26 protein-coding genes and 1 tRNA gene are annotated in these 24,908 nt (G+C 64.6%); 8 read left to right on the top strand and 19 right to left on the bottom strand.

Annotated elements, in window-relative coordinates; all coding sequences use genetic code 11:
* Positions 1-40: 40 nt before the first annotated feature.
* Positions 41-460 carry a VOC family protein gene (locus tag FJ954_RS31165; protein WP_140665951.1) on the top strand — a complete coding sequence of 140 codons (420 nt, stop codon included), beginning with the start codon at positions 41-43 and terminating at the stop codon, positions 458-460.
* 1 nt (position 461) lies between these two features.
* On the opposite strand, the gene FJ954_RS31160 is transcribed toward FJ954_RS31165, so the two are convergent.
* Complete coding sequence (locus FJ954_RS31160; RefSeq protein WP_140665948.1) at positions 462-1,109, bottom strand: ThuA domain-containing protein; 648 nt, start codon at positions 1,107-1,109, stop codon at positions 462-464.
* A gap of 49 nt (positions 1,110-1,158) precedes the next feature.
* Positions 1,159-2,181, bottom strand: coding sequence for an LLM class flavin-dependent oxidoreductase (locus tag FJ954_RS31155; RefSeq protein ID WP_140665945.1), 1,023 nt, complete (start codon positions 2,179-2,181; stop codon positions 1,159-1,161).
* A gap of 106 nt (positions 2,182-2,287) precedes the next feature.
* Here FJ954_RS31155 and FJ954_RS31150 point away from each other — a divergent pair, with 106 nt between their 5' ends.
* Entirely contained in the window at positions 2,288-3,364 is a 1,077-nt protein-coding gene (locus FJ954_RS31150; protein ID WP_140665942.1) for a CaiB/BaiF CoA-transferase family protein, read from the top strand.
* 10 nt (positions 3,365-3,374) lie between these two features.
* Positions 3,375-3,875, top strand: coding sequence for a peptide deformylase (locus tag FJ954_RS31145; RefSeq protein WP_140665939.1), 501 nt, complete (start codon positions 3,375-3,377; stop codon positions 3,873-3,875).
* 105 nt (positions 3,876-3,980) lie between these two features.
* On the opposite strand, the gene FJ954_RS31140 is transcribed toward FJ954_RS31145, so the two are convergent.
* The 11 genes from FJ954_RS31140 to FJ954_RS31090 all read right to left on the bottom strand — a co-directional run bounded on the left by FJ954_RS31140 (position 3,981) and on the right by FJ954_RS31090 (position 14,781).
* Positions 3,981-4,256: a hypothetical protein gene (locus FJ954_RS31140; RefSeq protein WP_015316720.1), complete on the bottom strand. Its 276-nt coding sequence runs from the start codon at positions 4,254-4,256 to the stop codon at positions 3,981-3,983.
* Positions 4,257-4,406: 150 nt separating this feature from the next.
* A complete protein-coding gene (locus FJ954_RS31135; RefSeq protein ID WP_015316719.1) occupies positions 4,407-5,903 on the bottom strand; it encodes an aldehyde dehydrogenase family protein in 1,497 nt (498 codons plus the stop codon).
* A 156-nt stretch (positions 5,904-6,059) separates the two neighbouring features.
* Positions 6,060-7,475 (bottom strand): FAD-dependent oxidoreductase, encoded by a 1,416-nt coding sequence (locus FJ954_RS31130; protein WP_140665936.1) that lies wholly within the window; start codon positions 7,473-7,475, stop codon positions 6,060-6,062.
* Position 7,476: 1 nt separating this feature from the next.
* On the bottom strand, positions 7,477-8,343 hold the full coding sequence (locus FJ954_RS31125) for a PfkB family carbohydrate kinase (protein WP_140665933.1): 867 nt from the start codon (positions 8,341-8,343) through the stop codon (positions 7,477-7,479).
* Entirely contained in the window at positions 8,340-9,194 is an 855-nt protein-coding gene (locus FJ954_RS31120; protein WP_140665930.1) for a sugar phosphate isomerase/epimerase family protein, read from the bottom strand. Before FJ954_RS31120 ends, FJ954_RS31125 begins: the two co-directional genes overlap by 4 nt.
* 19 nt (positions 9,195-9,213) lie before the next feature.
* Positions 9,214-10,065 (bottom strand): carbohydrate ABC transporter permease, encoded by an 852-nt coding sequence (locus FJ954_RS31115; RefSeq protein ID WP_140666020.1) that lies wholly within the window; start codon positions 10,063-10,065, stop codon positions 9,214-9,216.
* Between the two features lie 5 nt (positions 10,066-10,070).
* Complete coding sequence (locus FJ954_RS31110; RefSeq protein ID WP_246681180.1) at positions 10,071-11,030, bottom strand: sugar ABC transporter permease; 960 nt, start codon at positions 11,028-11,030, stop codon at positions 10,071-10,073.
* A gap of 4 nt (positions 11,031-11,034) precedes the next feature.
* Positions 11,035-12,357 (bottom strand): ABC transporter substrate-binding protein, encoded by a 1,323-nt coding sequence (locus FJ954_RS31105; RefSeq protein WP_140665927.1) that lies wholly within the window; start codon positions 12,355-12,357, stop codon positions 11,035-11,037.
* A 37-nt stretch (positions 12,358-12,394) separates the two neighbouring features.
* Entirely contained in the window at positions 12,395-13,408 is a 1,014-nt protein-coding gene (locus FJ954_RS31100; protein ID WP_140665925.1) for an SIS domain-containing protein, read from the bottom strand.
* A gap of 189 nt (positions 13,409-13,597) precedes the next feature.
* Positions 13,598-14,626: a LacI family DNA-binding transcriptional regulator gene (locus FJ954_RS31095; protein WP_140665922.1), complete on the bottom strand. Its 1,029-nt coding sequence runs from the start codon at positions 14,624-14,626 to the stop codon at positions 13,598-13,600.
* Between the two features lie 79 nt (positions 14,627-14,705).
* A tRNA-Ile gene (locus FJ954_RS31090) sits at positions 14,706-14,781 on the bottom strand.
* A 135-nt stretch (positions 14,782-14,916) separates the two neighbouring features.
* On the opposite strand from FJ954_RS31090, the gene FJ954_RS31085 reads away from it, so the two are divergent.
* A complete protein-coding gene (locus FJ954_RS31085; protein WP_140617816.1) occupies positions 14,917-15,627 on the top strand; it encodes an SIMPL domain-containing protein in 711 nt (236 codons plus the stop codon).
* A gap of 168 nt (positions 15,628-15,795) precedes the next feature.
* On the opposite strand, the gene FJ954_RS31080 is transcribed toward FJ954_RS31085, so the two are convergent.
* Positions 15,796-16,152, bottom strand: coding sequence for a hypothetical protein (locus FJ954_RS31080; protein ID WP_015316248.1), 357 nt, complete (start codon positions 16,150-16,152; stop codon positions 15,796-15,798).
* 247 nt (positions 16,153-16,399) lie between these two features.
* Positions 16,400-16,846, bottom strand: coding sequence for a YcgN family cysteine cluster protein (locus tag FJ954_RS31075; protein WP_041163697.1), 447 nt, complete (start codon positions 16,844-16,846; stop codon positions 16,400-16,402).
* A gap of 197 nt (positions 16,847-17,043) precedes the next feature.
* On the opposite strand from FJ954_RS31075, the gene FJ954_RS31070 reads away from it, so the two are divergent.
* Positions 17,044-19,062 carry an OmpA family protein gene (locus FJ954_RS31070; RefSeq protein ID WP_140665920.1) on the top strand — a complete coding sequence of 673 codons (2,019 nt, stop codon included), beginning with the start codon at positions 17,044-17,046 and terminating at the stop codon, positions 19,060-19,062.
* 455 nt (positions 19,063-19,517) lie between these two features.
* Here the strand turns inward: FJ954_RS31070 and FJ954_RS31060 are convergent, their stop codons facing one another.
* A complete protein-coding gene (locus FJ954_RS31060; RefSeq protein ID WP_140665917.1) occupies positions 19,518-20,384 on the bottom strand; it encodes an NAD(P)-dependent oxidoreductase in 867 nt (288 codons plus the stop codon).
* A gap of 179 nt (positions 20,385-20,563) precedes the next feature.
* Between FJ954_RS31060 and FJ954_RS31055 the strand changes: the two genes are divergently transcribed.
* Positions 20,564-20,830, top strand: coding sequence for a type II toxin-antitoxin system VapB family antitoxin (locus FJ954_RS31055; RefSeq protein ID WP_140665914.1), 267 nt, complete (start codon positions 20,564-20,566; stop codon positions 20,828-20,830).
* Positions 20,831-21,074: 244 nt separating this feature from the next.
* On the opposite strand, the gene FJ954_RS31045 is transcribed toward FJ954_RS31055, so the two are convergent.
* Positions 21,075-21,761, bottom strand: coding sequence for a helix-turn-helix transcriptional regulator (locus tag FJ954_RS31045; protein WP_140665911.1), 687 nt, complete (start codon positions 21,759-21,761; stop codon positions 21,075-21,077).
* A gap of 8 nt (positions 21,762-21,769) precedes the next feature.
* Entirely contained in the window at positions 21,770-22,642 is an 873-nt protein-coding gene (locus tag FJ954_RS31040) for a S1C family serine protease (protein WP_140665908.1), read from the bottom strand.
* A 166-nt stretch (positions 22,643-22,808) separates the two neighbouring features.
* Between FJ954_RS31040 and FJ954_RS31035 the strand changes: the two genes are divergently transcribed.
* Positions 22,809-23,759, top strand: coding sequence for a trypsin-like peptidase domain-containing protein (locus FJ954_RS31035; protein ID WP_140665905.1), 951 nt, complete (start codon positions 22,809-22,811; stop codon positions 23,757-23,759).
* On the opposite strand, the gene FJ954_RS31030 is transcribed toward FJ954_RS31035, so the two are convergent.
* Positions 23,719-24,195, bottom strand: a complete 477-nt coding sequence (locus FJ954_RS31030) for a VOC family protein (RefSeq protein ID WP_140665901.1) — start codon at positions 24,193-24,195, stop codon at positions 23,719-23,721. The two genes, FJ954_RS31035 and FJ954_RS31030, sit on opposite strands and share 41 nt — an antisense overlap.
* A 66-nt stretch (positions 24,196-24,261) precedes the next feature.
* Here FJ954_RS31030 and FJ954_RS31025 point away from each other — a divergent pair, with 66 nt between their 5' ends.
* Positions 24,262-24,855, top strand: coding sequence for a TetR/AcrR family transcriptional regulator (locus FJ954_RS31025; protein ID WP_140665898.1), 594 nt, complete (start codon positions 24,262-24,264; stop codon positions 24,853-24,855).
* Positions 24,856-24,908: the final 53 nt, after the last annotated feature.

The raw sequence follows: 24,908 nt of genomic DNA, 5'->3' as shown, positions 1-24,908 counted from the left end.
GCCTTACCATCCGCAACCGGCCAGACAACGGGATCCAGCCATGATCAAAGTCAAACAACTCGCCCATGTCTGCATCTTCGCCAACGATCTGGACGAGACACGGCGCTTCTACGAAAATGTCCTTGGCATGGATATCCAATTCAATTTCCTGCGCGATGGCGCGGTTTTCGGCTTCTACCTCAATTGCGGTGGCCGCAGCCATGTCGAGGTCTTTCAGAAAGCGGGAGCGCGGTTCAGCGAGACGGACCAGATCAACCATTTCTGCCTGGAAGTCGAAGATATCGACGCCGCGATCGCGCACATCGCGTCCATGGGCGTTGACGTCACCGCCAAGAAATGCGCCTGCGACGACACCTACCAGGCCTGGCTGCGCGACCCCAACGGGGTGAAGATCGAACTGTTCGAATACACCGGCAAAAGCGCGCAATTCACCGGCGGCGACCGCGTCGCGGACTGGTAGGCTAGTCGCGCGCGGCCCACAGCAAACCGCGCTCCATGATTAGCGCCATTTCCGGCACCGCGAACTCGTCCGCCGTATGGCCAAGGGAACTGTAAAAAACCTTGCCCCCGCCATAGCGGCGCTTCCAGACGACCGGCATGACGACGCCGTCGATGCCGGGAAAATGCGCGTCGGTGAAGGTGGTTGTCGCCAGCACCTCATTGGCCGGGTCGACATGCATGTAATATTGCTCCGACCGGTAGGCGAAATCGCTGACGCCTGTCGTGACCGGATCGTCCGGCCGGGTGATGACGACATGGTAGTCGATGATGTTGCCGGGATGCGCGACCCACTGGCCGCCGGTCATGAACTGGTAGTCGGGCTCCGCGCGAAAACTGTCGCCCATCGTGCCGTGAAAGCCGCCGAGCCCGCTCCCCAGGCGAACCGCCTGCGTCAGGTTGTTCAGCTCGGCCTTTTCGATCGTCGACATGGTGATGACAGGCACGATGAGATCGAATGATGCAAGGTTCGGATCGGCGAACATCGCTGTCCCCTCGCCGAGCGTGACCGCGAAGCCGTTACGCTCCAGCATGTCGCGGATGATGTTGGCGCTGCGCTCTGGCGTGTGGCCTTCCCAGCCTCCCCAGGCAATCAGGGCTTTCCTGGACATGCGGCAACCTCCCTCGATCCATTAGACCGACGACCGCTCCCCGCACCGGTCAGCGCCAGCCTAGCGCCGGCGCGACATGGGTGAGGATCGCCTCGATGACATGGGCGTTGTAGTCGACGCCGAGCTGGTTGGGAACCGTGAGCAAAAGCGTGTCGGCCTCGGCGATCGCCTCGTCCTGCGCCAGCTCCTTGATCAGCACGTCCGGCTCGGCGGCGTAGCTGCGGCCGAAGATCGCCCTGGTATTTTCCTCGATAAAGCCGATCTGGTCGCGGCTCTCATTGCCGCGCCCGAAATAGGCGCGGTCGCGGTCGTCGACCAGCGCGAAGATGCTGCGGCTGACCGAGACGCGCGGTTCGCGTTCATGCCCGGCCGCCTTCCAGGCTTCGCGATAGATGCGGATCTGCTCGGCCTGCTGGACATGGAACGGCTTGCCGCTCTCGTCGAATTTCAGCGTCGAGCTCTGCAAATTCATGCCGAGCTTCGCCGCCCATTCAGAGGTGGCGTTGGTCGCCGCGCCCCACCAGATGCGCTCGCGCAAGCCCTCCGAATGCGGCTCGAGCCTGAGCAAGCCGGGCGGGTTGGGGAACATCGGCCGTGGATTGGGCTGCGCGAAGCCTTCGCCGCGCAGCGTATCGAGCAACACCTCGGCGTGATGCCGCGCCATGTCGGCGTCGCTTTTGCCTTCCTGCGGCACATAGCCGAAATAGCGCCAGCCATCGATCACCTGCTCGGGCGAGCCGCGGCTGATGCCGAGCTGCAGCCGGCCGCCGGCGATGATGTCGGCCGCACCCGCATCCTCGGCCATGTAGAGCGGATTCTCGTAGCGCATGTCGATGACGGCCGTGCCGATCTCGATGCGGCTGGTCTTGGCGCCGACGGCCGCCAGCAGCGGGAATGGCGAGGCGAGCTGGCGGGCGAAATGATGCACGCGGAAATAGGCCCCGTCGGCGCCGAGCTGCTCGGCGGCGACGGCGAGATCGATCGATTGCAACAGTGCGTCGGATGCCGAACGCACCTGCGATTGCGAAGAGGGCGACCAGTGCCCGAATGACAGGAAACCAATTTTTTTCATGGTCCTGAAGTATATGCGGGCGGCACATGCTTCAATGGCGAAAGAACAGGGTTACACACCGTCGCCCTCCGCAATAGCTTAAACGCGCAACACCAGAGAGGATGGGATGCTCAGGGGAATCCGCATCGTCGAGATCGAGGCGCTGGGACCGGCGCCCTTCGCCGGCATGCTTTTCGCGGACCTCGGCGCCGATGTCATTGTCGTCCACCGCAGGGAGCCGTCCGTGCCGGCCACGCGCTCGCTGCTCGATCGCGGCAAGCGCTCCATCGCGCTCGACCTGAAGAATATGGACGACGTGGCCGTGCTGACGCGCCTCATCGCCACCGCCGACGGGTTGATCGAGGGGTTCCGGCCCGGCGTCATGGAGCGTCTCGGGCTTGGCCCGGAGGCCTGTCTCGCGGCCAATCCGCGCCTGGTCTACGGCCGCATGACCGGCTGGGGCCAGCACGGTCCACTGGCCGGCACCGCCGGCCACGACATGAACTATATCGGCCTGTCCGGCGCGCTCTGGTACGGCTCCTTGCCGGGAGAGCCGCCCATGGCGCCACCGACGCTCGTCGGCGACGTAGGCGGCGGGGCGCTCTATCTGGTGATCGGCATGCTGGCCGCCATGATGAACGCACGCGCCGGCGGCCAAGGCATCGTCGTCGACGCGGCGATCGTCGACGGCTCGGCCCATATGATGAACCTGCTGATGTCGCTCGCACAGTCCGGCGCGCTTGCCGCCGACCGCGGCCGCAGCCTTCTCGACGGACCGCATTGGTGCCGCGTCTACCGGACATCGGATGGCGGCTTCATCAGCGTCCAGTGCGTCGAACCTAAATTCTATACGCTCTTCCTCGACAGGCTTGGCTTGACCGCCGATCCGCAATTCGCCAACCAGTTCGATCGCGAACTCTGGCCGCAGCTGGGCGACCGGCTGGCGGCGATCTTCGCCACGCGACCTCGCGACGCATGGGTCAAGTTGTTCGCGGGCTCGGACGCCTGTGTCGGCCCAGTCTTCAGCCCCCATGAAGCGGCCCAGCATCCGCACATGGCCGCACGCGGCACATGGCTGACGGTGGACAGCATCCTGCAGGCGGCGGCCGCGCCGCGCTTTTCCGGATGGGAACAAAAGACACCGGCCAAGAGCCCCATGCGCGGCGAACATGACGCAGAAATCCGCGCAGGCTTGCCGAGTTGAGGCGAGGTCCATGACAGTTCGGTCGATCGTAAAATTCCCCAATCCCCTCCTTCGCGCCGTGGCCGAACCCGTGGAGCTGTTCGACGACGATCTGCAGGCCTTGGCCAGCGACCTCATCGACACCATGCGCGCGGCCCCCGGAATCGGTATCACCGCCCCGCACATCGGCATTCTGAAACGGCTGGTCGTCATCCAGCTCCCTTCCGCGGCAAAACCGGCGATCTATGTAAATCCGGCCGTCGTCCAGGCCTCGACCGAAATGATCCGTCATGAGGAAGGCAGCGTTTCGATGCCCGGTGTCACCGAGGACATCGAACGGCACGCCCGCATCCGCGTTCGCTATCAGGATCTGGATGGCGGTGAGCGGTTCGAGGACGCCGAGGGCCTGCTGGCGGTTTGCCATCAGCATGAGATCGATCAGCTCGACGGGCTGTTCTGGACGCACAGGCTGACCCGCCTCAAGCGCGACCGGCTGATCAAGCGCTATGGCAAGCTGATGCGAACCTCGTAGACGCCACGGGGCGGATCGCAATGTTACGCCGGGCGCGTGGCCGCGCCGGCGGACCGTGTCACGTTCGCAACGTGCTAACCTGATCGCGGACGAAACGTCCGCCGGTCATTTTCCGCAGTGGTGATCGTTGATCTTGTTTATCGCAAAACCGTCCGGACCAGTCCGGTGGTAGGAGCAGGCTCCAGCGGCCGTTGTGAACAACTGCTGGTCATAGTAGCGCGGGCCGCCGAAGAGGAAGTCGATGAGATCGTCATTGGCGGGAACGTAGCGCTCCTGTTCGTCCTGGTGATGACGGTGCTTGGCGCCCGCGAAAGCCAACGAGGACATGCCGAAGCCCATCGCGAGAGCAAGAGCGCAGATCGCCAATCGTTTCGTCGTCATCGCAAACACCCTTCTGTTCGGGATTCGATCTTATATCGAAAATCGCCAGATGACGAAAAGTTCCTGAACAAGGGCCTTGCTCCGGCCGATGCGCGGCAGTCGGCGACGGGCCCGGACCGCGGGCGCCCTCACCTGAACATCGCCACGCCCTCAATCCGTCTGGATCCAGACGGATTTGGTCTCCAGATACTCGTGCAGATGCTCGATGCCGCCCTCGCGGCCATGGCCGGACATCTTCATCCCGCCGAAAGGCACGGCCGGATCGATGGCGTGGTACATGTTGACCCAGACCGAGCCGGCCTTGATGCGGCGGGCTAGCTTGTGCGCGGTGCCGAGGTGGGTGGTGAAGACGCCGGCCGCAAGCCCGTAGGGCGTCGCGTTGGCGCGCGCGACGGCCTCGTCCAGCGTGTCGAACGGCATCGCCGAAATAACGGGTCCGAAAATCTCCTCCCGCGCGATGGTCATGGTGTCCGACACCGCGCCGAAAACGGTCGGCGCGATGAAGTTGCCGCCATCATAGAGTTCGCCTGTCAGCCGCGCTCCGCCGACGACCAGTTGGGCGCCTTCGTCGCTGCCGGCCTTGATGTAGCCTTCCACCTTGCCGGCCTGCCTGGCATTGATGAGCGGCCCGATTTCGGTCTCCGCCTCGATGCCATGGCCGATGCGCAGTTTTCCGGCGAACTCCGCCAGCCGGCGCACGAATTCGTCATGGATCTCGCGCGCCACGAACAGGCGCGAGCCGGCAATGCAGATCTGGCCCGAATGCACGAACACCGCCATCGCCGCGATTGGGACAGCCTTGTCGATGTCGGCGTCGCGGCAGACAATGATCGGTGACTTGCCGCCAAGCTCAAGCGAGACGCGCTTGAGGTTGGTGACAGCAGCCCGCGCGATCGCTTGACCTGTCAGCGTCGAGCCGGTGAAGACGATCTTGTTGACGTCGGGATGTTCGGCGAGCCGCGCGCCCGCTTCGGCCCCGGTACCGGTGACGATGTTGACGACGCCGTCGGGCACGCCGGCTTCCTGCATCAGCCCGGCGATCAGCAGCGGCGTCAGCGATGCCTCCTCGGACGGTTTCAGCACGATGGTACAGCCCGTGGCGAGCGCCGGCGCGATCTTCCAGATCGAGGCCGCGGTCGGCGCGTTCCAGGGAATGATCGCGCCAACGACGCCAACCGGCTCGCGCCTTGTGAAGGTGACGATTTCGCCCGGAATGGAATTGTCGATCGCCTCGCCATGCAGCGCCGTCGCCATGCCTGCATAGAAGCGCAGCATGCCGATGACGCGGCGCCGGTTGGCCAGCGTGCGCGTGATCGGCAGCCCCATGTCGAGCGTGTCGCAAACGCTGAGCTCTTCCCAATGTGTCTCGAACAGGTCGGCGATCCTGAGCAGCACGCATTGCCGCTCATAGGGCGAGAATTTCGACCATGGACCTTCGAAAGCCGCGCGCGCCGCCGCGACCGCCGCATCGACATCGGCGGCTCCGCCACGCGGCACCGTCGCCAGCACCTCGCCGGTCGCCGGATTCAGCGCCTGCATCACCTCGCCGGACTGCGCTGCGACCCACTTGCCGTCGATGAACATCGGCCGGAATTCGCCATGGTAGAGCGACGTGGCCTTCGCCCTCGGGTCGAAATTCACCGTCATCCCTTCCTCCTCGCGAATTTCCGGGCAACTATTACTCCCGGCGGGGGCGACCTCAACAAGGAAAGCTGAAGGGCGTTCGGATAATCGGACCGCCAGCGTCCGCGCCCGTGTTCACCAGAAAGGCGCAACAACAGGTCCTTGCGGGTTTAAAGATGCCTAGCCCCCGCCGCCCGGCGTGCGTTCCGACAGGAATCGCGTTAGAGCGCCTGGCGTCCCGTTGCGGATCTCGACGTCGTTCCGGCGCGCGATCGCGGCGCGCACAAGCTTGGCGCCGAGATAGCGGAACGGTTCCGGCGGCATCGTCTTGCGCCGATCGAGCCCCACCAGCCCACTGCCGCTCCAGCGATCCTTCCGTTCCAGAACAAGGCTGGCGAGGACGCGGCCGCCGATTGGGGTCTGGGCAATGCCGGTCCCGTTGTAGCCCATGCCAAAGAAAATGTTGGGATGACCCTTCAAGTGATCGAAGACGGGAACATGCTCCGGCACGCAGTCGATCGGGCCCGCCCAATCATAGTCGATCGGCACTCCTCGCAGTTCGGGGTAGACGCGGGCCAGTTCGCGGATATTGTCCCGTCCGTGTTCGGGGCTGCGGTTGAAGCTTTGGCCGAAATTGCCCGCATAGGCGATGTTGCCGCTGCCGCGGCCGAAGACCACCCGGCCTTTCGGGGTGCGCTGATAATAGAGGACCTGGCGCTGCGCGTCGCAGATGGAGGCTCCGTCTCGCCAGCCGATCCGGTCGAGCAAGTCAGGGATTTCCGCGGTCGCGACCACCTGGCTCGCGACCACGTAAAGATGCCGTCGCAGTTCGGGCAACGCCGACAGCCAGGCATTGGCCGCCAGCACGACCTTCTCGGCCCGCACCGCGCCTTGCGCGGTCCGGACCACACAGGTCCTGCCGGGCACGATTTCGGTGACGGGACTGCGCTCATGGACGACGACGCCGCGAGCGATCGCCAGGTCGCGCAGGCCGGTGGCCAGCTTGGCTGGATGCACGGTTCCGGCATTCGCCTCGACGACGCCGGCATAGGAGGCGGAAGACCCGGTCCGCTGCTTGATCTCCTCGCCGGTCAGCTGCCGGAAGCGGTTGGCCCCGGCTGCCTCGGTCATCGCGACAGCGCGGTTCCAGGCTCCCTCCTGGGCCGTGGAGCTGGCCGTCCACAGCCAGCCGTCAAGCCGGAGATCCATATCGATCGTGCCGTCGCGCTGAAGTTTCTCCAGCTCTGCGATGGCATCGACGCTATCGGCGCAAAGCGCCCGCCCCTCCTCCTCGCCGACGACGGCGCTGATCTGATCGAGCTCGGCGAACCAGGAATGCACCTGTCCTCCATTGCGCCCCGAAGCGCCGGAGCCGCACTGATCGGCCTCGATCACCATGACGCGGGTTTCGGGAGCCAGGTCGCGGATCCGCAACGCCGTCCACAGCCCGGTATAGCCGCCGCCGACGATCACCACGTCGGCCTGCTCGCCGCCGACCAAGGGTTGGGTGGCCGGGGCAGCGGCAATGTCCTGCAGCCAGAACGACCGATCGGCTGTCGCCGCGACCGCCGGCTGTCTCATCCGTAAAGTGGCCATGTCAGACCCTCGTCTCGCGATTGATCAGGTCGGCATATTTCAGCGGCAGCCAGTCGGGGATGGGGCGCGGTTCCTGCGGGAAGCCGCCGAGATGCGTGCAGGTCCTGCTGGCGTCGAGAGAGGCTTTTTGCATGGCATCGTCGGCATCGAGACCCGCGAAGCAGAACGCGGTGATGAAGGTGGCGATAAAGCTGTCTCCCGCACCGCACGTGTCCACGACGGCGGTCGGCGACGCCTCGACATGGCGAACGCCTTGGCTGTCGCCGAAATAGGCGCCGCGGCTGCCGCAGGTGAGCACGACCTGGCGCGCCCCGGCCGACCGCAGCGCGGTCATGAGGGGCTCGACCGGCACGCCCGGCTCGTCTGGACCGGACGCGAAGACCAGAGGCACGCCCTCCAGCGGCAAGGCCAGATGCGCGGTCGAGACGTCGAGACTGAACGGCACGCGCTCGCGAACCAGGCGGCGCACGAGATCCTCGTTGGCATTGGTGCCCAGATGCACCCAATCGGCTTTCGAAATGACCTGCCAGTTGCGCGGCGCGGGCATGTAATTCTCGCCGACGCCGAAGGATTCGAACAGGAAAGTACGGTCGCCCGACTGGTCGCGCAGCAAGGTTACAGCCGTGTCGCCGGAGATCATCTCGACATCGTTGCGGGACAGCCCGGCGGTCTCGATCTCGCGGAGCGTTATCTCACCTTCAGGATCATCGCCAACGGCGCCGAAATAGCGTGCGCTCCAGCCATTGCGGCGCCATTGAACGGCAACGTTGAGGGCGTTCCCGCCCACCGTCAGGAGGTCCTTGTTGAGATAGACGTCGAGGCAGTTGTCACCGACGGCGACCAGATTGGGCGATGCTCCTCCGGTCATGCTGCTGTCGGCGCCCGCGTCATGTGAGGCTCGATCGCCTTGAGATTGCGTGTCCACGCCGCGACCGGGTCCAGAGCATAGGAGCCATTTCCGAACGGCTCGAAGGTCAGTTTCCCCCGATAGCCCGACGCGGCGAGGTCGTCGAGGTACTGGCCGATCGGAAGCTTGCCGTCGCCCCAGACAAGATGCCCCGCCGGCAGCCCGTCGACGATCTGGACATGTACGAGGCGTGGCCCGAACAGCCTGACATAGTCGGCCACGGTATCGCCGGCAGTGGCCATGCCGACCGTGTCCAGGACCACGTCCATGGTGTCGGCGCCGATCTGGTCGAGCATTTCGCGCAGGCCCGCCGCATTGGTGACGACGTTGGTTTCGACGCGTTGCAGCGGCTCGAGCAGGCAGCGCACGCCGACCGAGGACGCATGGGCGGCGATCTCCGCGAGCGACTGGGCCGACCGTGCCCATGCTTCTTGCGGCGGGTCGTGTTCATATCCACGCCCGGACGTCAGGAACAAATATCGGGCACCCAGTTCGGCGCATATGTCCGCCGCGCGGCAGAACCGCCTGACGCTGTCGCGGCGGTATGCGCCGTCGCCCGACGCGATGTTGATCGGATAGATCACCTGCTCGGGCGTGAAGCACCAGACCGTCAGGCCGTTCTGCGCAAGTATCTCGCGAACCGATCGAACATGCGCGTCTGTCGCATGAAACAGGTCGAGATGCGGCGCGATGCCCCAAAGCTCGATCTCCTTGAAGCCGAAGCCGCGAAGGATCTCGGCAACGCGCTCGAATGCGTAATGCTGGAAGGCGAAGTTGGCCCCAATCAGCTGGTCGACCTTGAATTGCGGCATGGATGTCCTTCCCGGTGATTTATTTGCCGATGCCTTCGGAGAGGCCGCGGATGAAGTACCGCTGTGCGGCGAAGAAAAGCAGGACGATCGGCAGGGCCGAGATCGTCATCGCCGCGAAGACGACGCCGTAATTGGTGCCGTTCTTGGACATCAGCGAGGTGAGGCCGACGGGCAGCGTCTGCACAGCCGATCCATTGGTGAAGACCATCGCGAACAAATACTCGTTCCAGGCGAACAGCACGTGAAGGATGATGCAGGAGATGATGATCGGCTGGCACAGCGGCAGGATGATACGCCAGAAGATCTGCCCCTCGCTGGCGCCGTCGATGCGGGCCGCCTCGTCGAGATCCTTCGGCAGCCCAAGCATGTAGGCGCGGATCAGGAAGGTGCTGAACGGAATCCGGAACGCCGTGTAGAGGATGATCAGCGCCCAGTAGGTGTTGTAAAGGCCGATGGCCTGCAGCATCCGCACCAGCGGGATCAGCGCCACGGTCGGACTGAGCATGAGGCCGCCAAGAACCAGACCGACGATAAGCGGCTTGCCGGGCATTGGCGTTCGCGTCAGCCCGTAGGCGGTCCAGGCGCTGATCAGCACCGTGCAGATCGCTGAAGCGACGGTCACCAGCAGGCTTGAGACCAAATAGTCGCGGACGCCCCGGTTCCAGGCCTGCACATAATTGGCCCAGGTCCACCGCGACGGCAGCGCGAAGGGGTCGCCGAAGATCTGCCCATTATCCTTAAAGCCGTTGAGCGCCATCCAGACCAGCGGATAAAGCACGACGATGCCGAGACAGATCAGGAACGAGTACAGAAAGGCTTTCGCAAGAGCGCTCCCGAAGGTCGGGCGCGCGGTCCGCCCGCTGGCCGCCATCACCGTCACAGCTCGACCCTCCGGCGCCTGGTGTACCAAAGCTGGGCCGCTCCGGTGATCATGGTCACGGCGAAGATCACGGCGGCGATCGCGGCGCCGTAGCCGAAATTGTTCTGGATGAAGCCCTGCTGGTAAAGCCATGTGCCAAGCACCTGGCTGCGGTTGTTGGGGCCGCCGGCGGTCATGACCATGACTTCGTTGAACACCTGGAACGCGCCGGTGATGGTGACGATGATCATCAGGCCGGTCATCTCGCGGGTCAGTGGCAGCGTCACGCTCCACAGCCTGCGCATCGGCCCGGCTCCGTCCATGACCGCGGCATCATAGAGATCGCGCGGAATCTTCTGGATCGCGATCGCGAACAGGAGCGTCGAATAGCCGAAGCCCTGCCACTGGCTCATCGCGATGATCGCGTAGATCGCCGTGTGCTCGCCGCCGAGCCAGGGCTGGATGAGTTGTTCCAGGCCAATGCGCCTGAGCCCGGCGTTCAAGAGCCCGATATCCGGCTGGTAGATGAAATAGAACAGCAGGCCGGTCACGGTGATCGAGATCGCGGACGGAATGAAATAAATCGCCCGCCAGAAGCGCCTTTGCCGCTCGCTGCCCAGCCCCTCGATCAGCGCCGCCAGCACGAAGGCGCCGCCGACCTGGAAGACGATGGAGATCAACGCGTAGAGCGTGTTGTTCCACAACGCCACCCAGACGACCGGGTCGTGCAGCAGCCGCTCATAGTTGGCGAGGCCGATATTCGTGGTCTCGCCGGTAAAAATATCCTCGTCGGTGGTGCTGACGATGAAGTTGTCGACGATCGGGTAATACACGAACCAGCCGACCAGGATCACCGCAACGGCGACCCACCGGAGCGAGCCCCAGTGGCGGAACCGGCGGCCGGCTTTCGCCGCCGGCTCGCCCTTGGCGTTGCTCAAGGCAGCGCCTTCCATTCTGGCCAGACCGGGATTCGCCATTGGCCTATTTCGATGCCGCGGCCGCCTGCTTGACCTGCTCCATGACCTGTTCCGGCGTCATCGAGCCGCCGGTGAGGGCCTGGAGGCTGGACAGCCAGGCGGAGGCCACGCGCGGCGGGTTCACCGTGTCCAGCCACGGCATCAGGTAGGAAGCGGAGGCGATCTCCTTGAGACCGGCCACGACGGAAGGGTTCATGTTGGCTTCCGACGCCCCGCCGATGGTCGCGCTGGGCTGCCCGTAGGGCGGAGCCGAGAGCACCTGGCCATTCTGCTTGGACGTGACGAATTTCATGAAGTCGATCGCCAGCGGGATGTTGCTGGAGGCGGAACTGATCATGTAGCCCTCCGGCGCGCCTTCGATCGCTTTCGCGTCGCCCTTCGCGCCGTTCGGCACAGGCAGGGTGAAGAAGCCCAGATCGGATACTTTCAAAGCGGAATCCGCCGACGCGCTCTGATCGAACTCGATGATTTCCTGGTAGTACATGGCCGATTTCGTGTTGCTGAAGGTCTGGATGGCCGACGAATAGGAGGTGCCGTTCACCGAGGCGCCGCCATCCGTGCAACTGTCGATGAGCTGCTTGTACTGAGTGAGCGCGGCGACATAGCCCGGGTCGCTATAGTCCGCCGTGCCGGGGTCGAAATCCTTCTCGAGTACCGCCTGCGGAACGTCGTAGGCGAGCAGCTGCCCCACATAGTGGATTGCCGGCCAGGCTTCCTTGTTGCCGAAAGAGATCGGCGTCATGCCCGATTTCCGGATCGTCTCGCACGACGACAGGAGCTCCTCGAAGGTCTTGGGCGCGCTCAGGCCGAGTTTGGAGAACGCCTGCTTGTTGTAGCCCATGAATTTTGCGTCGAGATAGAGCGGAATGCCGTAGTATTTGCCATTGTACATGAAGGCCTGAACGGCCGCCGGCGTCAGTGTCTTGCCCCACTCGGTATCGGGCCCGATGACCGGGGTCAGGTCGACGGCGCGATGGCCGCGCACGAAGTTTCCGCCCCAGCTGCCGGTCCAGGAAAAGTAGATGTCCGGGAGCGAGTTCGACGCGACCAGCGTTTTGGTCTTGTCCTTGACGCTGTCGTCGCTTTCCTGGATGAGTTCGACCTTCACGCCGGGATGAAGCTTCTCATAGTCCTGGGCGACGCCGACAAAATACGGCGCGAGCTGCTGCGCGCCGAATTTCGTCAGGACCGACAGCGTTCCCTGGTAATCGACCTTAGCGTTCGGATCGGCCTGGACCGCCTCGGCGCCGATACCCTGTCCCATTGTCAGACCCAGTGCCGATGCCGCGGCAAGCGCGGCGATTGCCGCCTGTGTTGAATATTTCATGATCAGTTCCCTTCTTCGTTTTTATGAGGTGAGGTGATCAGTATTCGACGCGCTTGTAGTAGCGGCGCGTCGTCAGCGGGTGATTGCGCAACACTTCCAGATGCGCGCTCACCCGTTCCAGCAACGTCGCAAGCACGATCGGCGAGATCAGCTTGCGGACAGCAGGCGAGATACCGGGCAGTTCGACCGACGCGGCATCGAGAACGTGCACCTTGTCGGTGTATCGTTTGATGAAATTTTCGACGCGATCACCCAGCGGACGGCTGGCATCTTCCCCCTTGAAGAGGAATACGCTCACACCCGGTTCAACCAGCTCCAGCGTGCCGTGGAAGAAGTCGGCGGCATGGACCGGTCTGGTCCTGATCCACTGCATCTCTTCCAGAATGCACATGCCGTAATAGTAGGCTTGCGGCCAGACGGAGCCGGCGCCGGTGAAGATGTGATAGGTTTCGTTCTTGATCGTGTCGGCGAGTTTCGCCGCGCTGTCTTCATAGGCCGCCTTTGCCCCAACCAGCAGTTCCGGCAGTCTCTTGAGCTCGGCCACCGTGGCGTCGAAGTCCTCGTATTCGCCGCGCTCCGCCAGCAGTGCCAGCACGATCAGCAGCGACTGCAGATAGAAGGACTCCGAAGAGGTGTCGTCCTCCGCGAAGTTCGTGAAGGTGAAATCGGCTTCCCTGGCAAGTGGCGTGTCGGAATGGCCGGTGAGCGAGAGCGTGCGCACGCCTCTCTGCTTCAGGAAGGAAAGCAGCTGCACGCTTTCCCTGGTCGTGCCCGACAGCGACGGGATGACCACGAGCGACTTCCGGTCCAGCCCGGCGGGCGGATCAAGCACGACCTGCGCCGGATATTCTCCCCGCACCGGGAAGCTCGTACGACGCTCGGCCAGCTCGATCGCTGGAAGGGTCAGAAGCTGCACGCCACCGGTCCCCATGAAATAGAGCCGCTCGACGCCCTCGCCGAGCAGCCGGTGCATGAGCGCCCTCGCCTCTCCGGCGAAGGAGACGGCTCCGCCCTGGATCTTGATGAAGCGGTCTTTGTCAAAGTTGAGCATGCAGGTCTTCCTCGTATTTTCGCTGCGGCAGGGCGTCCGCTCGTTGCAGGCACCGCCGGCGGATCGCCATGGCCACCATCGATCCGAATGATTGTGAGATCGATCTCACATATTTAACGCACGCATTTCAGAGGTTGGCAAGCCCCCTCACAGGACGAATTCGCGGAAGAGCCTATTTGGATCGGGCGATCAGCCCCCGTGCAGCCGCGAGACCGAGCCGCGAACGATGAGACGGGTCGGGAAGCGCGTGTGGCGCGGGGCCAGCTTCTTGCCGGCCAGGCGGTCGAGCAGCATTTTGGCGGCAAGCGGCCCTATTTCGGCTGTCGGCTGCGCAATGACGGTGATCTGGGGATCGGTGAAGGTGGCGAGGTTGAAATCGTCGAACCCGACCAGCGAAACATCATGCGGGATCGACAGTCCCATCGAGCGCAGGCCGAGCAACGCGCCTTGGGTCATCAGGCTGTCCACGGTGAACAGGGCGGTCGGACGATCGCGGCGGCTGAACAGTCGAATGGTGGCTTCGACAGCATGTTCCACGGTCGAGCGTGACACGCTGACCAGCGACGGGTCGAGGGCAATGCCATGCGCCGCAAGCGAGTTCTGGTAGCCGGCAAGGCGCTCCTGCGCGGTGAAGATGCGCGATTCGTCCCGCAACAGGCCGATGCGCTCATGGCCATTGGCAACCAGGTAGTCCACGGCCGCGCGCGCACCGCCTTCATTGTCGACGACGACGCTGTCGCAGTGCACTTCCTTGACGACACGGTCGATCAGCACGACCGGCGTGCCCTCACGGGCGAGCTGCACGATATGCTGGCTGTCCGTCGCCGAGGTCGGCGCAAGAATGAAGCCACGGATGCTGAGCGAACGCAGGCTTTCGAGCAGTTCCTTTTCCTGTTCGACATTCTCTTCGCTGCTGGCGATCAGAAGATTGTGGCGGTGCCTGCGCAGTTCCGCCTCGATATCATGGGCAATGCGCGCGAAGAACGGATTCTGGATGTCGCCGGGAATGAAGCCGACGATCGGCAGCTGCCCGCTGCGCAGGGCCTGCGCGACGAGGTTGGCGCGATAGCCCAGTCGCTCGGCGGCTTCCAGCACCCGCAAAGCCGTCCCGTCGCCGACGTAACCGTAACTGTTGAGCGCCCGCGCCGCCGTGGCGCGCGAAACGTTGGCCGCGGCGGCCACGTCTTTCAGGGTGATCCCTTTCTGCGTCACGATCATTGTGCTCCCGGGACGGCAATATCCCGTTTGGCGAACCCGCGGGCGAACTTGCCCGTACGCTATTGGTAAATAACAACAATGGTGGGCCCGGAGGGACTCGAACCCCCAACCAAGCGGTTATGAGCCGCCGGCTCTAACCATTGAGCTACAGGCCCCACGCGGGCTGGATTAATGTTTTTCGCATCGCGGCACAAGGCTTTCCCGGCGGGCTTTCGCAGATCGCCCAAATCAACCCATAATCGCGCTCTACGCGCTCCCCTGCGACTTGATCGCAGACCAAGGAGATTTTCATGACCAGACATCTTTTGCCCCTCGCGCTCGCCGCTGCAATCGCTTTTCCGGCGATGGCTGGAGCCACCGATCTGCCGACGCCGCCCCGCATCATCGTGTCCGGCGAGGGCGAAGCAACCGTGGCCCCCGATCTGGCGGTGCTGACGCTCAGCGTCATGCGCGAAGCCAAGACGGCGCGTGCCGCACTCGACGCCAACAATGATGCCATGGCCGCCGTGATTGCCGCGATGAAGGCCGCCGGCATCAAGGATCGCGACCTGCAGACCGCGGGCATCCAGATCAACCCCCGCTACAACTACACCAACAAGCCGGACGGCAGCCAGGAGGCCGAACTCGTCGCCTATCAGGTGACCAACACGCTCTCGGTGCGCGTGCGCGACGTCGACAAGACAGGCGAGATCCTCGACAAGGCGGTGTCGCTCGGCGTCAACCAAGGCGGCGGCATCGCCTTCACCAATGACAATCCGGCGGCCACCGTCACAGAGGCCCGAAAGAAAGCTGTCGCCGACGCCATGGCCAAGGCCAGGACGCTGGCCGAGGCGGCCGGGGTCAGCCTGGGCCGGGTGCTCGAGATCACCGATCAGAACATCAGGCCGGCGCCGATGCCGATCAACGCCAAGGCATTCGACGCCGCGGCCGGCGCGGCGCCGGTACAGGCCGGCGAGAACGCCTACAATGTCCAGGTCACCGTTACCTTCGAACTGAAGTAGGCGGCGCTGGACGCCGTGGCTGAGCATTGCTTGGCCACGGACCTGCTCAAGAGAGACCGCCGCGGGCATTAAAAACCCCGCAGAATCGCTCCCGCGGGGGTTTCGGGCCACTTCTTTCCCTAGGGAAAGGGGCTCCAGACCTTCACAGAAGGTCCACGCCTGAGATTCTCAGCGGTTGATGACCGGGCAACCGCGCTCGTTGGCGAACACGATGACGACGCGGTCGCCGTACTGACGGCCCATAACCTTGACCACGCGGCGGTTGACATCGACGATGCGGGCACGGTGCAGCCCCATGCGCTCCGCCTTGTCGAGGGCGCGATCCGGCGAGCAGCCACGGCGCCAATCGTCGCGGCGCTCGTCCCGGCGGTGGCGATAGCCGTCGTCGCCGGCATAGACGCCGAAGCGCGGATCCTGGTTGTTGCCGAAGCCAAGATAGAGGCTGTCGGCATGGGCGGGGATGGCCGCCAGCGTGCCGAGGCCGACCAGAGCCGAAAGCGCTGCCGTCTTGATGGTGGTGTACATGGTTCTCTCTCCTTGTTGCGGGCTTGCGCCCTCCTCGTGAAACCGATGGCGGGAGAATGCACCGGCCTGTCTGAACTATTTACGAACTGCCCGTTCATCCCCGGTTCATGTGGCGCCACACGGCAAAGCGCCGACCTTTCAAATCTCTCGCCGGCCAAATCCCTCGCCGGCACTCAACAATATCGCGCCAGGCGCCTCGCCCTCGCAGGGTTCCCGACAGGCAACTCCTGACGGTCTACCGCGCGCGTCAGGGCTCGTCGTCGAGCATAAAGTCAAAATAGTCTTCCGGTTCGGCCAGGTCGGTCTCGCTCGCCTTGACCCGGCCGCGCATGGAAATGCCGGCCTCGTGCACGGTCTCGGCACTGCCGGAAACCAACCGATGCCACCAGTAGAGGTCGCGGCCCTCGGCCACCAGCCGGTAGGCGCAGGTGCTGGGCAGCCAGCTGATGGTGCGCACATTCTGCGGCGTCAGGCCGACGCAGTCGGGAACGCGCGCCAGCCGGTTGGCATAGTCCGCACAGCGGCAGCTCTCGGCGTCGAACAGCCGGCAGCCGACGCTGGTCCAGTAGATTTCACCGGTGTCCTCGTCCTCGAGCTTGGACAGGCAGCACTTGCCGCAGCCGTCGCAGAGCGATTCCCACTCGGTGGGGCTCATCTCTTCCAGCGTCTTGGTCTTCCAGAACGGGGTTTCCATTTCCGGCATGTGGCCCCAGCCGCCGCCAAGGTCAAGCGCGGCGACAGCCGGAATGAGGCTGCAAGGGGGCCGAATGACATGAAGTTGCCTTCAAAAGGTCGGCCAATAGCCCTGTACGGCCGCTAACGATGGGCAGCTGGAACCAATTTCGTTAAAAGCGGTTTCGGCAAGGATGGGACCCCACAAGGAGAATTTCGATGAAACGCCAACCACGGATTCTGGCAGGCACGGCCCTTGGCCTGTTGATGGCATCCGCGCCGTTAGGCGCGTCCCCGCTTCAGGGGACAGCCGCGTTCGGCCCCATGCAACGCGGGGGGACACCGCTGATCATCCTGGCGCAGGACACCCCCACCGACCAGGGACAGGGCGACGAGGAACAGCCGCGCAAGAAGAAGCACGAGCAGCAACAGCAGACCGAGACCGCTCCGGCCGCGCAGCAGCCCGCCCCCGCGGCTGAAGAGCAGCAGCCGCGCAGGAAGAAGCGCGACCAGCAGCAGCAGACCGAGCAGGCGCCCGCCGGCGAGGCCGCGCCCGCAACCGACGAGCAGCAGCCGCGCAGGAAGAAGCGCGACCAGCAGCAGCAGACCGAGCAGGCGCCCGCCGGCGAGGCCGCGCCTGCCAACGACAACCAGCCGACCAAGCCTGGCAGGAAACACAAGCTGGACCAGCAGAAAGAGGCGCCGGCCGCCGTGCCGGAGACCGCTCCGACACCGAAGCAGGCTCCTGCCGGCGAAGCGACGCCGAAGGTTGAATCCCCTCCCGCCGGCGAGCAGGTTCCCGCCCAGGGCGAGCAATCCCAAGACAAGACGAAGAAGCACGGCAGGAAACCGGCTGGCGAACAGCCGGCGAATGGCGAGCAGCCCGCGACCGGCGAACAGCCGCCGACCGGTAGGCAGCCCACCACCGGCGAACAGCCGGCGACGGGAGAGCAGCCCGCCACCGGTGGAGCCGCGACCAATGGGAAGGCCGCGCCTGTCCAGGGCGAAAACCCGGTTCAGGGCGAAGCCCCCGCCGACAAGAATGCCGCCCCCATCCTCGACAGCCAGAAGGATGCCAGGCGCAAGGGTCGCGGCGAGAACGGCCAGGACGGCGGGAACCCAGCCACCCAGCCCGCCAACCAGAATGGCGAACAGCAGAACGGCGGGCAGCAGAATGGTGGGCAGAATGCCCAGCAGGGCGGTGACCAGGGCCGGAAGCCGGTAGTGGCGCCGGTGGATCAGGGTCCGCCTCCAACCGACGACAGAGCCGCCCAGGAGGCGATCAAGACGGAAAAAATCGTCCCGGTGACGCAGGAGAAGGGCAAGCGGCTCGAGCGCGCGCCTGACGAGGACATCCGTGACCGCCGCCGGCCCAAGGGCGTCGACGTGCTCAAGGAAATCGGCGACCGGGTGATCGTCCAGTTCAACGACCAGACGTTCGTCCAGAGCAACGATCGCCCGCGCCTGACCCGCGGCGCCAAGGATGTCTACTACGAGGACCTGCCGCAGGGCCGCACGCGCGAGACGGTCGAGCGCGACAATGGCTTCCGGATCGTCACCATACGCAACCGCTACGGCGACATCCTGCAGCGGTCGCGCATCGCGCCCGACGGTCGCGAATACGTTCTGAGCTATGTCGACGAGCGCAGCTACCAGGACGAAGATGACTGGCGCGATCCCGGCGATGACCTGCCGCCGATGCGGCTGACCATCCCGCGCCGGGACTACATCCTCGATTCCGAGGATGTCGATAGCCCCGACGACTATTACACCTTCCTCGAACAGCCGCCGGTGGAGAAAGTGCAGCGTCTGTATTCGATCAACGAGGTCAAGCGTTCGGCTCGCGTGCGCGACATTGCACGGCGCATCGATCTCGACACGCTGAACTTCGAATTCGGCTCGTCCTCAATCTCCGACACCGAGGTGCAGAAGCTCCAGGGTGTCGCCGACGCCATGGAGAAGCTGTTGAAAAAGAACCCGGCCGAGACCTTCCTGATCGAGGGCCATACCGACGCCGTCGGCACGCCCGAGGCAAACCTTGCTCTGTCGGACCGTCGCGCCGAAGCGGTCGCCGAAGCGCTGACCAACGCCTTCGGCATCCCGCCCGAGAACCTGACGACACAGGGCTATGGCGAGGAGTATCTGAAGGTCGACACCCCGGCGCCCAACCGCGAGAACCGGCGCGTCGCCATCCGCCGCATCACCTCGCTCGTGGCGCCGGTGGCGAGCAACAACTGACCTGCTTTTCCAGCGACTTGCAGTGGTTTCTGGAACGAGGTCGGCAACAAGGTCCCATCCCGATCAACCGGGATGGGACGAACTGCCGACGGCACGGCCCGGGTCAACAAGAATTGTACAGGCCTTGGAGCCGGCTCATTGAATCACCGGGCTTCGCACCCCAGATTCCTGACTGGGCGTTCCCTGCCCCGTCCCGACTCCAGCGGGACGCATTGAGCCCCGCCGGCCCTCTCCGGCGGGGTTTTTTGCTTTTAGGCCCACCTTGCAAACGCTGGCCTGGCGGTCGAAATACGCGCTCAACGAAGGACGAGGCGAATTGATGCCTACGGAAGAAACCGGCGATCAGAGGCTTGAGGGCTTCGTCGGGCAATCGACGAGGGCGACCAGTCAGGTGAACCGGAGCCGTTCGATGTCGAGTCATTTTTTGAAAGCAAGCGGCGGCGGCAGGATCGCCTTCAGTAGATGTTCCTGATCTTGCTGTCCGTCCTGGCAAACACCTCATCCGGCACAAAAAAATCTCCGGCCAGCGGTCCGGTTGCGTCAGGCGCATAGACCGAGAAATCGCTGACGCCCTCGGCGCGCAGCACCTCTTCGTCGATGTAGAAATTGCCTGATGCCTCGCGCGACGGCCGCATGAAGATCGCGTGCGCGGCATCGGCCATGATGTCGGGCGACCGGCTCATCGCCGCGACCGTCGCTCCGCCCAGAAGGTTGCGTACCGCGGCCGTGTCGATGGTCGAGATCGGCCACAGCGAATTGACCGCGATGCCATCCCTGGCGAATTCCGCGCTCATGCCCAGCGTGCACATCGACATGCCGAACTTGGCCATGGTGTAGGCGACATGGTTCTTGAACCATTTGGCCTTCATGTCCAGCGGCGGCGCCAGATTCAGGATGTGAGGGTTCTTCGCCAATTTCAGGTGTGGAATGCACATTTTGGACACGAGGAAGGTGCCGCGCGTGTTGATCTGATGCATCAGATCGTAGCGCTTCATGTCGGTTTCCAGCGTGCCGGTAAGCTGGATGGCGCTGGCATTGTTGACGCAGATATCGATGCCGCCGAATTTCTCGACGGTTCTGCCGACCGCCTCGGCCACCTGCGCTTCCTCGCGGATGTCGCATAGCACCGGCAGTGCCTTGCCGCCGGCCTGCTCGATCTCTTCAGCGGCGCTGTAGATCGTTCCCGGCAGCTTCGGATGCGGCTCCGCCGTCTTGGCGGCGATCGTCACATTGGCGCCGTCGCGCGCGGCGCGCAGCGCGATCGCCAGCCCGATGCCACGTGACCCGCCGGAGATGAACAGCGTCTTTCCCTTGAGCGACATTTTTCCTCCGCCTGGATTGTCTTGTGTCGCGATCCTTGCGCGCGCCAGAGCCGGATACAAGAGCTTGTGGTGCGACGCGATGGTGACGTAGCGGAGGGTACCGTGCCTTGTCGGCTGCAAACGACGTGGCGCCGAAACCGATTTGGCGTATGATTCCATACCGGATGGCAGATCACCAAATGGCTTTGTTCATCAAGAATGTCGAAGTGGAGCGGTTGGCCCGAGAACTTGCCAAGAGCCGTGGTGTGCCGGTGACCGAAGCGATCCGGCAGAGCCTCGAAAACGAAACTGCTCGCGAACACCTGACTTCTCAGCAAAACGAGTCTGACCTGATCGCGAGGCTGATGGAAATTTCAGAGCAAGCAGGCCGGATACCTGATCGGGACCGCCCAATGACCGAAGACGAAGTACTCGGTTACGATGAACTCGAAATACCGAGCAGCTGACGGATACTTCGTCCGCACCGTCGCGCCGCCCCTCATTGCCCTGCCGGGCATTTCTCCCCGTATAGTGACGGGGAGAAAGACGCTCTCATCGCGGCCTTCGCCAATCATCACCTTTGCAAGGGGAGCGCCGAGGTCGCGGCAACTCCCTTCTCCCTGTCACTATACGGGGAGAAGGTGCCGGTAGGCGGATGACGGGCAGCGCCAATCTCTGAAGATAATCGTCAGACTTGCCCGACATCCACTCCTAAACCAGAACCAGCCCCTGCCGCATCGCGATCGCGATGGCGTCCGTACGATTGGCGGCACCGAGCTTGATCAGGATCGCGGCGACATGGAACTTCGCCGTGTGGACGGAGATGTTGAGCCGCCGCGCGATCACCTTGTTGGGCGCCCCTTCGGCCAGCAGCGCCAGCACTTCCGCCTCGCGCGGCGACAGCGCTGGCCGGGTGGCGGCGCCATCGTCGACCGTTTCCTCGCCGAACAACCCGCTATGGCTTCCATCCCCATTGGCCGCATCACCGCGGTCGAAATCCTCATGCCTATCCGGCATCGAACGCCCTTCGCCGGACACCCGGTAGCCGGCGGCGGCCAGCCTGACGGCAGCGGCGATCAAAGCTGCGTCCGCGGCCAACGGCAGCACCGCAAACACCTGGCCTTGCGGCCGGCCCGCGCGGTCCGAAAGCAGTACTTTTGGGGTCGTGCTGCCGCCGACGCCGGCTCGATCGACCGAAGCCGTGCCGTTGGCGACAGCGTCATCGACGATGGCCACATCGGCGACCCCGCCACCGGCCACGACCGGCAGCAGATCGTCGGCCATGGCGAGCGAAGCCGACAAGCGCTCGGCGCGCTCGGCATCGCGCAGTGCGATCAGCACCACGAGCTGGCGTTCGCCGCGCGCCACGTCAGGCCTTGTCAGCGTGTCGCTTTCCATCCGTCCTCTCAGCTCAGCGGCTTTTCGCCGATCGTCAGCACGACGTCGCGCTGTTCGCCGCCGCGCACGACACCCAGCTTCACCGAAGCACCGGCGCTGTCGGGCCCGAGCCGGCGGATCAGATCTCGCGGACCATGCACGGCCTCGCTGTTCCACGCCACGATGATGTCGCCGAGCGAGAGGCCAGCGGCCTTGGCCGGGCCATTGTCGTCGAGGCTCATCACCATTGCGCCACGCGCGTCGCGGTCGCGCACCGGATGCAGGCCGGCGCCGAGGTAACCACGTGCGACATGCCCCTTTTCGCGAAGCGTCGCCACCGCGCGTTCGATCGTCTCATAGGGCATGACCAGCGCGCGGCCACGCGGGCCGAACAGAAGCATGCCGATCAGCGCGCCCTTGGCGTCCAGCACCGGGCCACCCTCGAAGCGGCCGCCGGCACCGACAGCCAGGTTGATGCGCCGGTCGATGGTGCCGCCGCGCATCGAGCGCCAGGCCGGGCCGACTTCGCCGACCGAGCCCGACACGGCCAGCACGGAGCCCTGGCTGCTGCCGATGGCTATGGCGATATTGCCTGGCCGAACGGGGCTGGCTCTATCGAGGACAGGCGCGCTGGCCGCATCCGCGGGCTTCAGCAGGGCGACGCCCGTCGAAGGATCGCGGCCGACCAGTTCGGCCTTCGCCGTCTCGCCGGAGGCCAGTGTCAGTTCGATCTCCTCGCCGGCCTCGACGGCTTCCTCGGCGGTGACGAAATAGCCGTCGCCCCAGTGGAAGGCGCTCGCCGTGCGGTGATGATGCGTGGCGAAGCTTGCCGTTGCCGGCGTCGCCTTGTCGGCGATATCGGCGATGGCATCGGACAATGCATTCAGATTGAAGTCGCTCATGATGATCTCCTGGGTTTTCTCATGCCCCAGATATCGCTCGGCAGTACGCCAGGAGGTACTCGCCTGACGGCTAGTTGCGGGTTCGACTGGCCATCTGGTCAGGTCGCGGCGGTTCCGGCCGCTCCGCACATATAGTCACGATCAAGCCTGAAAACACGGAGCCCCCATGGCCCTCGCCGCGCCAAAATTCCAACCGGACGAGACATTGCTCGACGCCTATTCGACGACGGTTGCCGACGCGGTCGACCGCATCGGCCCGGCTGTCTGCCGCATCGAGCGCATCGGGGGGCCGGGCGGCCACGGCTCGGGCTTCGTCATCGCGCCTGACGGGTTGGTCGTCACCAATTTCCATGTCGTGGGTGACGCCAGGACGGTACGCGTCTCGATGCCGGACGGCGCCTCCAGCGAAGGCCGCGTGCTCGGCCGCGACCCCGACACCGACATCGCCCTCGTGCGCGCTGACGGCAGCTTCGCCGACGTGGCGCCGCTGGGCGATTCCAAGCGGCTGCGGCGCGGCCAGATCGCGATTGCCATCGGCAATCCGCTGGGCTTCGAATGGACCGTCACCTCCGGCGTCGTCTCGGCGCTCGGCCGCTCGATGCGGGCTTCGACCGGCAGGCTGATCGACGACGTCATCCAGACCGACGCCGCGCTCAACCCCGGCAATTCCGGTGGTCCGCTGGTCTCGTCGGCCGGCGAGGTGATCGGCGTCAACACCGCCATGATCCATGGCGCGCAAGGCATCGCCTTCGCCGTCGCCTCCAACACCGCGAACTTCGTCATTTCCGAGATCATCCGCTTCGGCCGCGTGCGCCGCGCCTTCATTGGCGTCTCCGCCGACACGGTAAACCTGCCGCGGCGCGCGGCTCTCTTGTCGCAGGTCTCGACCAGCACGGCGGTACGGCTGCGCAGCGTCGAGAAGGACGGCCCGGCGGCCAGGGCGGGTCTCAGGGAAGGCGACATCATCGCCGCAATCGACGGCCGCCCGGTGACCGGCGTCGACGACCTCGTGCGCATGCTCGACGCCGAGCGCATCGGCCGCGAGACGCTGTGCACCGTGGTGCGCCGCACCGGCGTCAGCCAGGTGACGGTGACGCCGGTGGCACGGGCGAGCTGAGGCTGCCGTTCAAGCCCCCGTTGGCGCCTTCCGCATACTGCGCCAGGAATTCCTCGCTGGGCGGGATCGGCTTGATGATGTCGATCAGCACGCCGTTGGGATCCTTGGTGATGAAATGGCGCTGGCCGAAAGGCTCGTCACGCAGCGTTCGCAGGATAGGCAGGCCGGCAGCAAGGATCCGGTCATGGATCGCATCGGGATCGCGGACCTCGAAATTGATCAGCAGCCCGGAAGTCCGCCCCCGCCCCTCCTCGGGGATCGTCTCGTGGTCGCCCTGGACGATGCCGAGATTGACGCGCTTGTTGTCCACCGATTGCAGATGCACGTACCAGTCGCTTTCAAACAGCGGCTGGAAACCGAAATGCCTGACATAGAAGGCCGCCGTGCCGGCGACATCGCCGGTCATCAGCACCGGATAGTAGCTCGTCGTCTTCATCTTTCCTTCTCCCGTCAACTGACATACAGTCTGCATGTAAATTGAATTAACATACAGGCTGCATGTATGCAACAGAAATCCGCGCGTCGTTCCAACCGCGATCGCACCGAGACGACGCGCGCCGACCTGATCGCGGCGGCGCGCAAACTGTTCACGGAAAAATCCTATGCCGAGACCGGCACGCCGGAGATCGTTGCCGCCGCCGGCGTGACGCGCGGCGCGCTCTACCACCATTTCGCCGACAAGCAGGCGCTTTTCGCCGCCGTGGTCGAACAGGAAGCCGCGGCGGTGGCGCGAGAGATTGACCGCGCCTCCCCGCCTTCGCTCAGCGCCCGCGATGCGCTGATTGCCGGTTCCGATGCCTACCTCACGGCCATGCGCGCGCCCGGCCGCACGCGGCTCTTGCTGCTCGACGGCCCCGCCGTGCTCGGCCGCGCCGCCATGGACGCCATCGACAACCGCCACGGCAACCGCTCGCTGCGCGAGGGCCTTGTCGCGGCGATGCGGACGCAGTCGATGAAAAGATTGCCGCCCGAAGCTCTGACCGCGCTGCTTGCCGCCGCCTTCGACCGCGCGGCGCTCGCCATCGACGCCGGTGCGTCGGGCGAAGATTACCGTGCCGTGCTGACGGCGCTGATAGACGGACTGTCGCGCGCCTGAAGTGCCCCCGCGAATGTATCGTGCAGTCATCGCCCGGGTGCGGGGCGACGATG

This window comes from Mesorhizobium sp. B2-3-15, assembly GCF_006442875.1.
Lineage (GTDB): Bacteria > Pseudomonadota > Alphaproteobacteria > Rhizobiales > Rhizobiaceae > Mesorhizobium > Mesorhizobium australicum.
This window is presented reverse-complemented; position numbering and strand designations above follow the sequence as displayed.

Excerpts from the sequence above, each read along its gene's own strand:
- FJ954_RS31165 (WP_140665951.1), top strand. The coding sequence starts at position 41 with ATGATCAAAGTCAAACAACTCGCCCATGTCTGCATCTTCGCCAACGAT.
- FJ954_RS31160 (WP_140665948.1), bottom strand. The coding sequence starts at position 1,109 with ATGTCCAGGAAAGCCCTGATTGCCTGGGGAGGCTGGGAAGGCCACACG.
- FJ954_RS31155 (WP_140665945.1), bottom strand. The coding sequence starts at position 2,181 with ATGAAAAAAATTGGTTTCCTGTCATTCGGGCACTGGTCGCCCTCTTCG.
- FJ954_RS31150 (WP_140665942.1), top strand. The coding sequence starts at position 2,288 with ATGCTCAGGGGAATCCGCATCGTCGAGATCGAGGCGCTGGGACCGGCG.
- FJ954_RS31145 (WP_140665939.1), top strand. The coding sequence starts at position 3,375 with ATGACAGTTCGGTCGATCGTAAAATTCCCCAATCCCCTCCTTCGCGCC.
- FJ954_RS31140 (WP_015316720.1), bottom strand. The coding sequence starts at position 4,256 with ATGACGACGAAACGATTGGCGATCTGCGCTCTTGCTCTCGCGATGGGC.
- FJ954_RS31135 (WP_015316719.1), bottom strand. The coding sequence starts at position 5,903 with ATGACGGTGAATTTCGACCCGAGGGCGAAGGCCACGTCGCTCTACCAT.
- FJ954_RS31130 (WP_140665936.1), bottom strand. The coding sequence starts at position 7,475 with ATGGCCACTTTACGGATGAGACAGCCGGCGGTCGCGGCGACAGCCGAT.
- FJ954_RS31125 (WP_140665933.1), bottom strand. The coding sequence starts at position 8,343 with ATGACCGGAGGAGCATCGCCCAATCTGGTCGCCGTCGGTGACAACTGC.
- FJ954_RS31120 (WP_140665930.1), bottom strand. The coding sequence starts at position 9,194 with ATGCCGCAATTCAAGGTCGACCAGCTGATTGGGGCCAACTTCGCCTTC.
- FJ954_RS31115 (WP_140666020.1), bottom strand. The coding sequence starts at position 10,065 with ATGGCGGCCAGCGGGCGGACCGCGCGCCCGACCTTCGGGAGCGCTCTT.
- FJ954_RS31110 (WP_246681180.1), bottom strand. The coding sequence starts at position 11,030 with ATGGCGAATCCCGGTCTGGCCAGAATGGAAGGCGCTGCCTTGAGCAAC.
- FJ954_RS31105 (WP_140665927.1), bottom strand. The coding sequence starts at position 12,357 with ATGAAATATTCAACACAGGCGGCAATCGCCGCGCTTGCCGCGGCATCG.
- FJ954_RS31100 (WP_140665925.1), bottom strand. The coding sequence starts at position 13,408 with ATGCTCAACTTTGACAAAGACCGCTTCATCAAGATCCAGGGCGGAGCC.
- FJ954_RS31095 (WP_140665922.1), bottom strand. The coding sequence starts at position 14,626 with ATGATCGTGACGCAGAAAGGGATCACCCTGAAAGACGTGGCCGCCGCG.
- FJ954_RS31085 (WP_140617816.1), top strand. The coding sequence starts at position 14,917 with ATGACCAGACATCTTTTGCCCCTCGCGCTCGCCGCTGCAATCGCTTTT.
- FJ954_RS31080 (WP_015316248.1), bottom strand. The coding sequence starts at position 16,152 with ATGTACACCACCATCAAGACGGCAGCGCTTTCGGCTCTGGTCGGCCTC.
- FJ954_RS31075 (WP_041163697.1), bottom strand. The coding sequence starts at position 16,846 with ATGGAAACCCCGTTCTGGAAGACCAAGACGCTGGAAGAGATGAGCCCC.
- FJ954_RS31070 (WP_140665920.1), top strand. The coding sequence starts at position 17,044 with ATGAAACGCCAACCACGGATTCTGGCAGGCACGGCCCTTGGCCTGTTG.
- FJ954_RS31060 (WP_140665917.1), bottom strand. The coding sequence starts at position 20,384 with ATGTCGCTCAAGGGAAAGACGCTGTTCATCTCCGGCGGGTCACGTGGC.
- FJ954_RS31055 (WP_140665914.1), top strand. The coding sequence starts at position 20,564 with ATGGCTTTGTTCATCAAGAATGTCGAAGTGGAGCGGTTGGCCCGAGAA.
- FJ954_RS31045 (WP_140665911.1), bottom strand. The coding sequence starts at position 21,761 with ATGGAAAGCGACACGCTGACAAGGCCTGACGTGGCGCGCGGCGAACGC.
- FJ954_RS31040 (WP_140665908.1), bottom strand. The coding sequence starts at position 22,642 with ATGAGCGACTTCAATCTGAATGCATTGTCCGATGCCATCGCCGATATC.
- FJ954_RS31035 (WP_140665905.1), top strand. The coding sequence starts at position 22,809 with ATGGCCCTCGCCGCGCCAAAATTCCAACCGGACGAGACATTGCTCGAC.
- FJ954_RS31030 (WP_140665901.1), bottom strand. The coding sequence starts at position 24,195 with ATGAAGACGACGAGCTACTATCCGGTGCTGATGACCGGCGATGTCGCC.
- FJ954_RS31025 (WP_140665898.1), top strand. The coding sequence starts at position 24,262 with ATGCAACAGAAATCCGCGCGTCGTTCCAACCGCGATCGCACCGAGACG.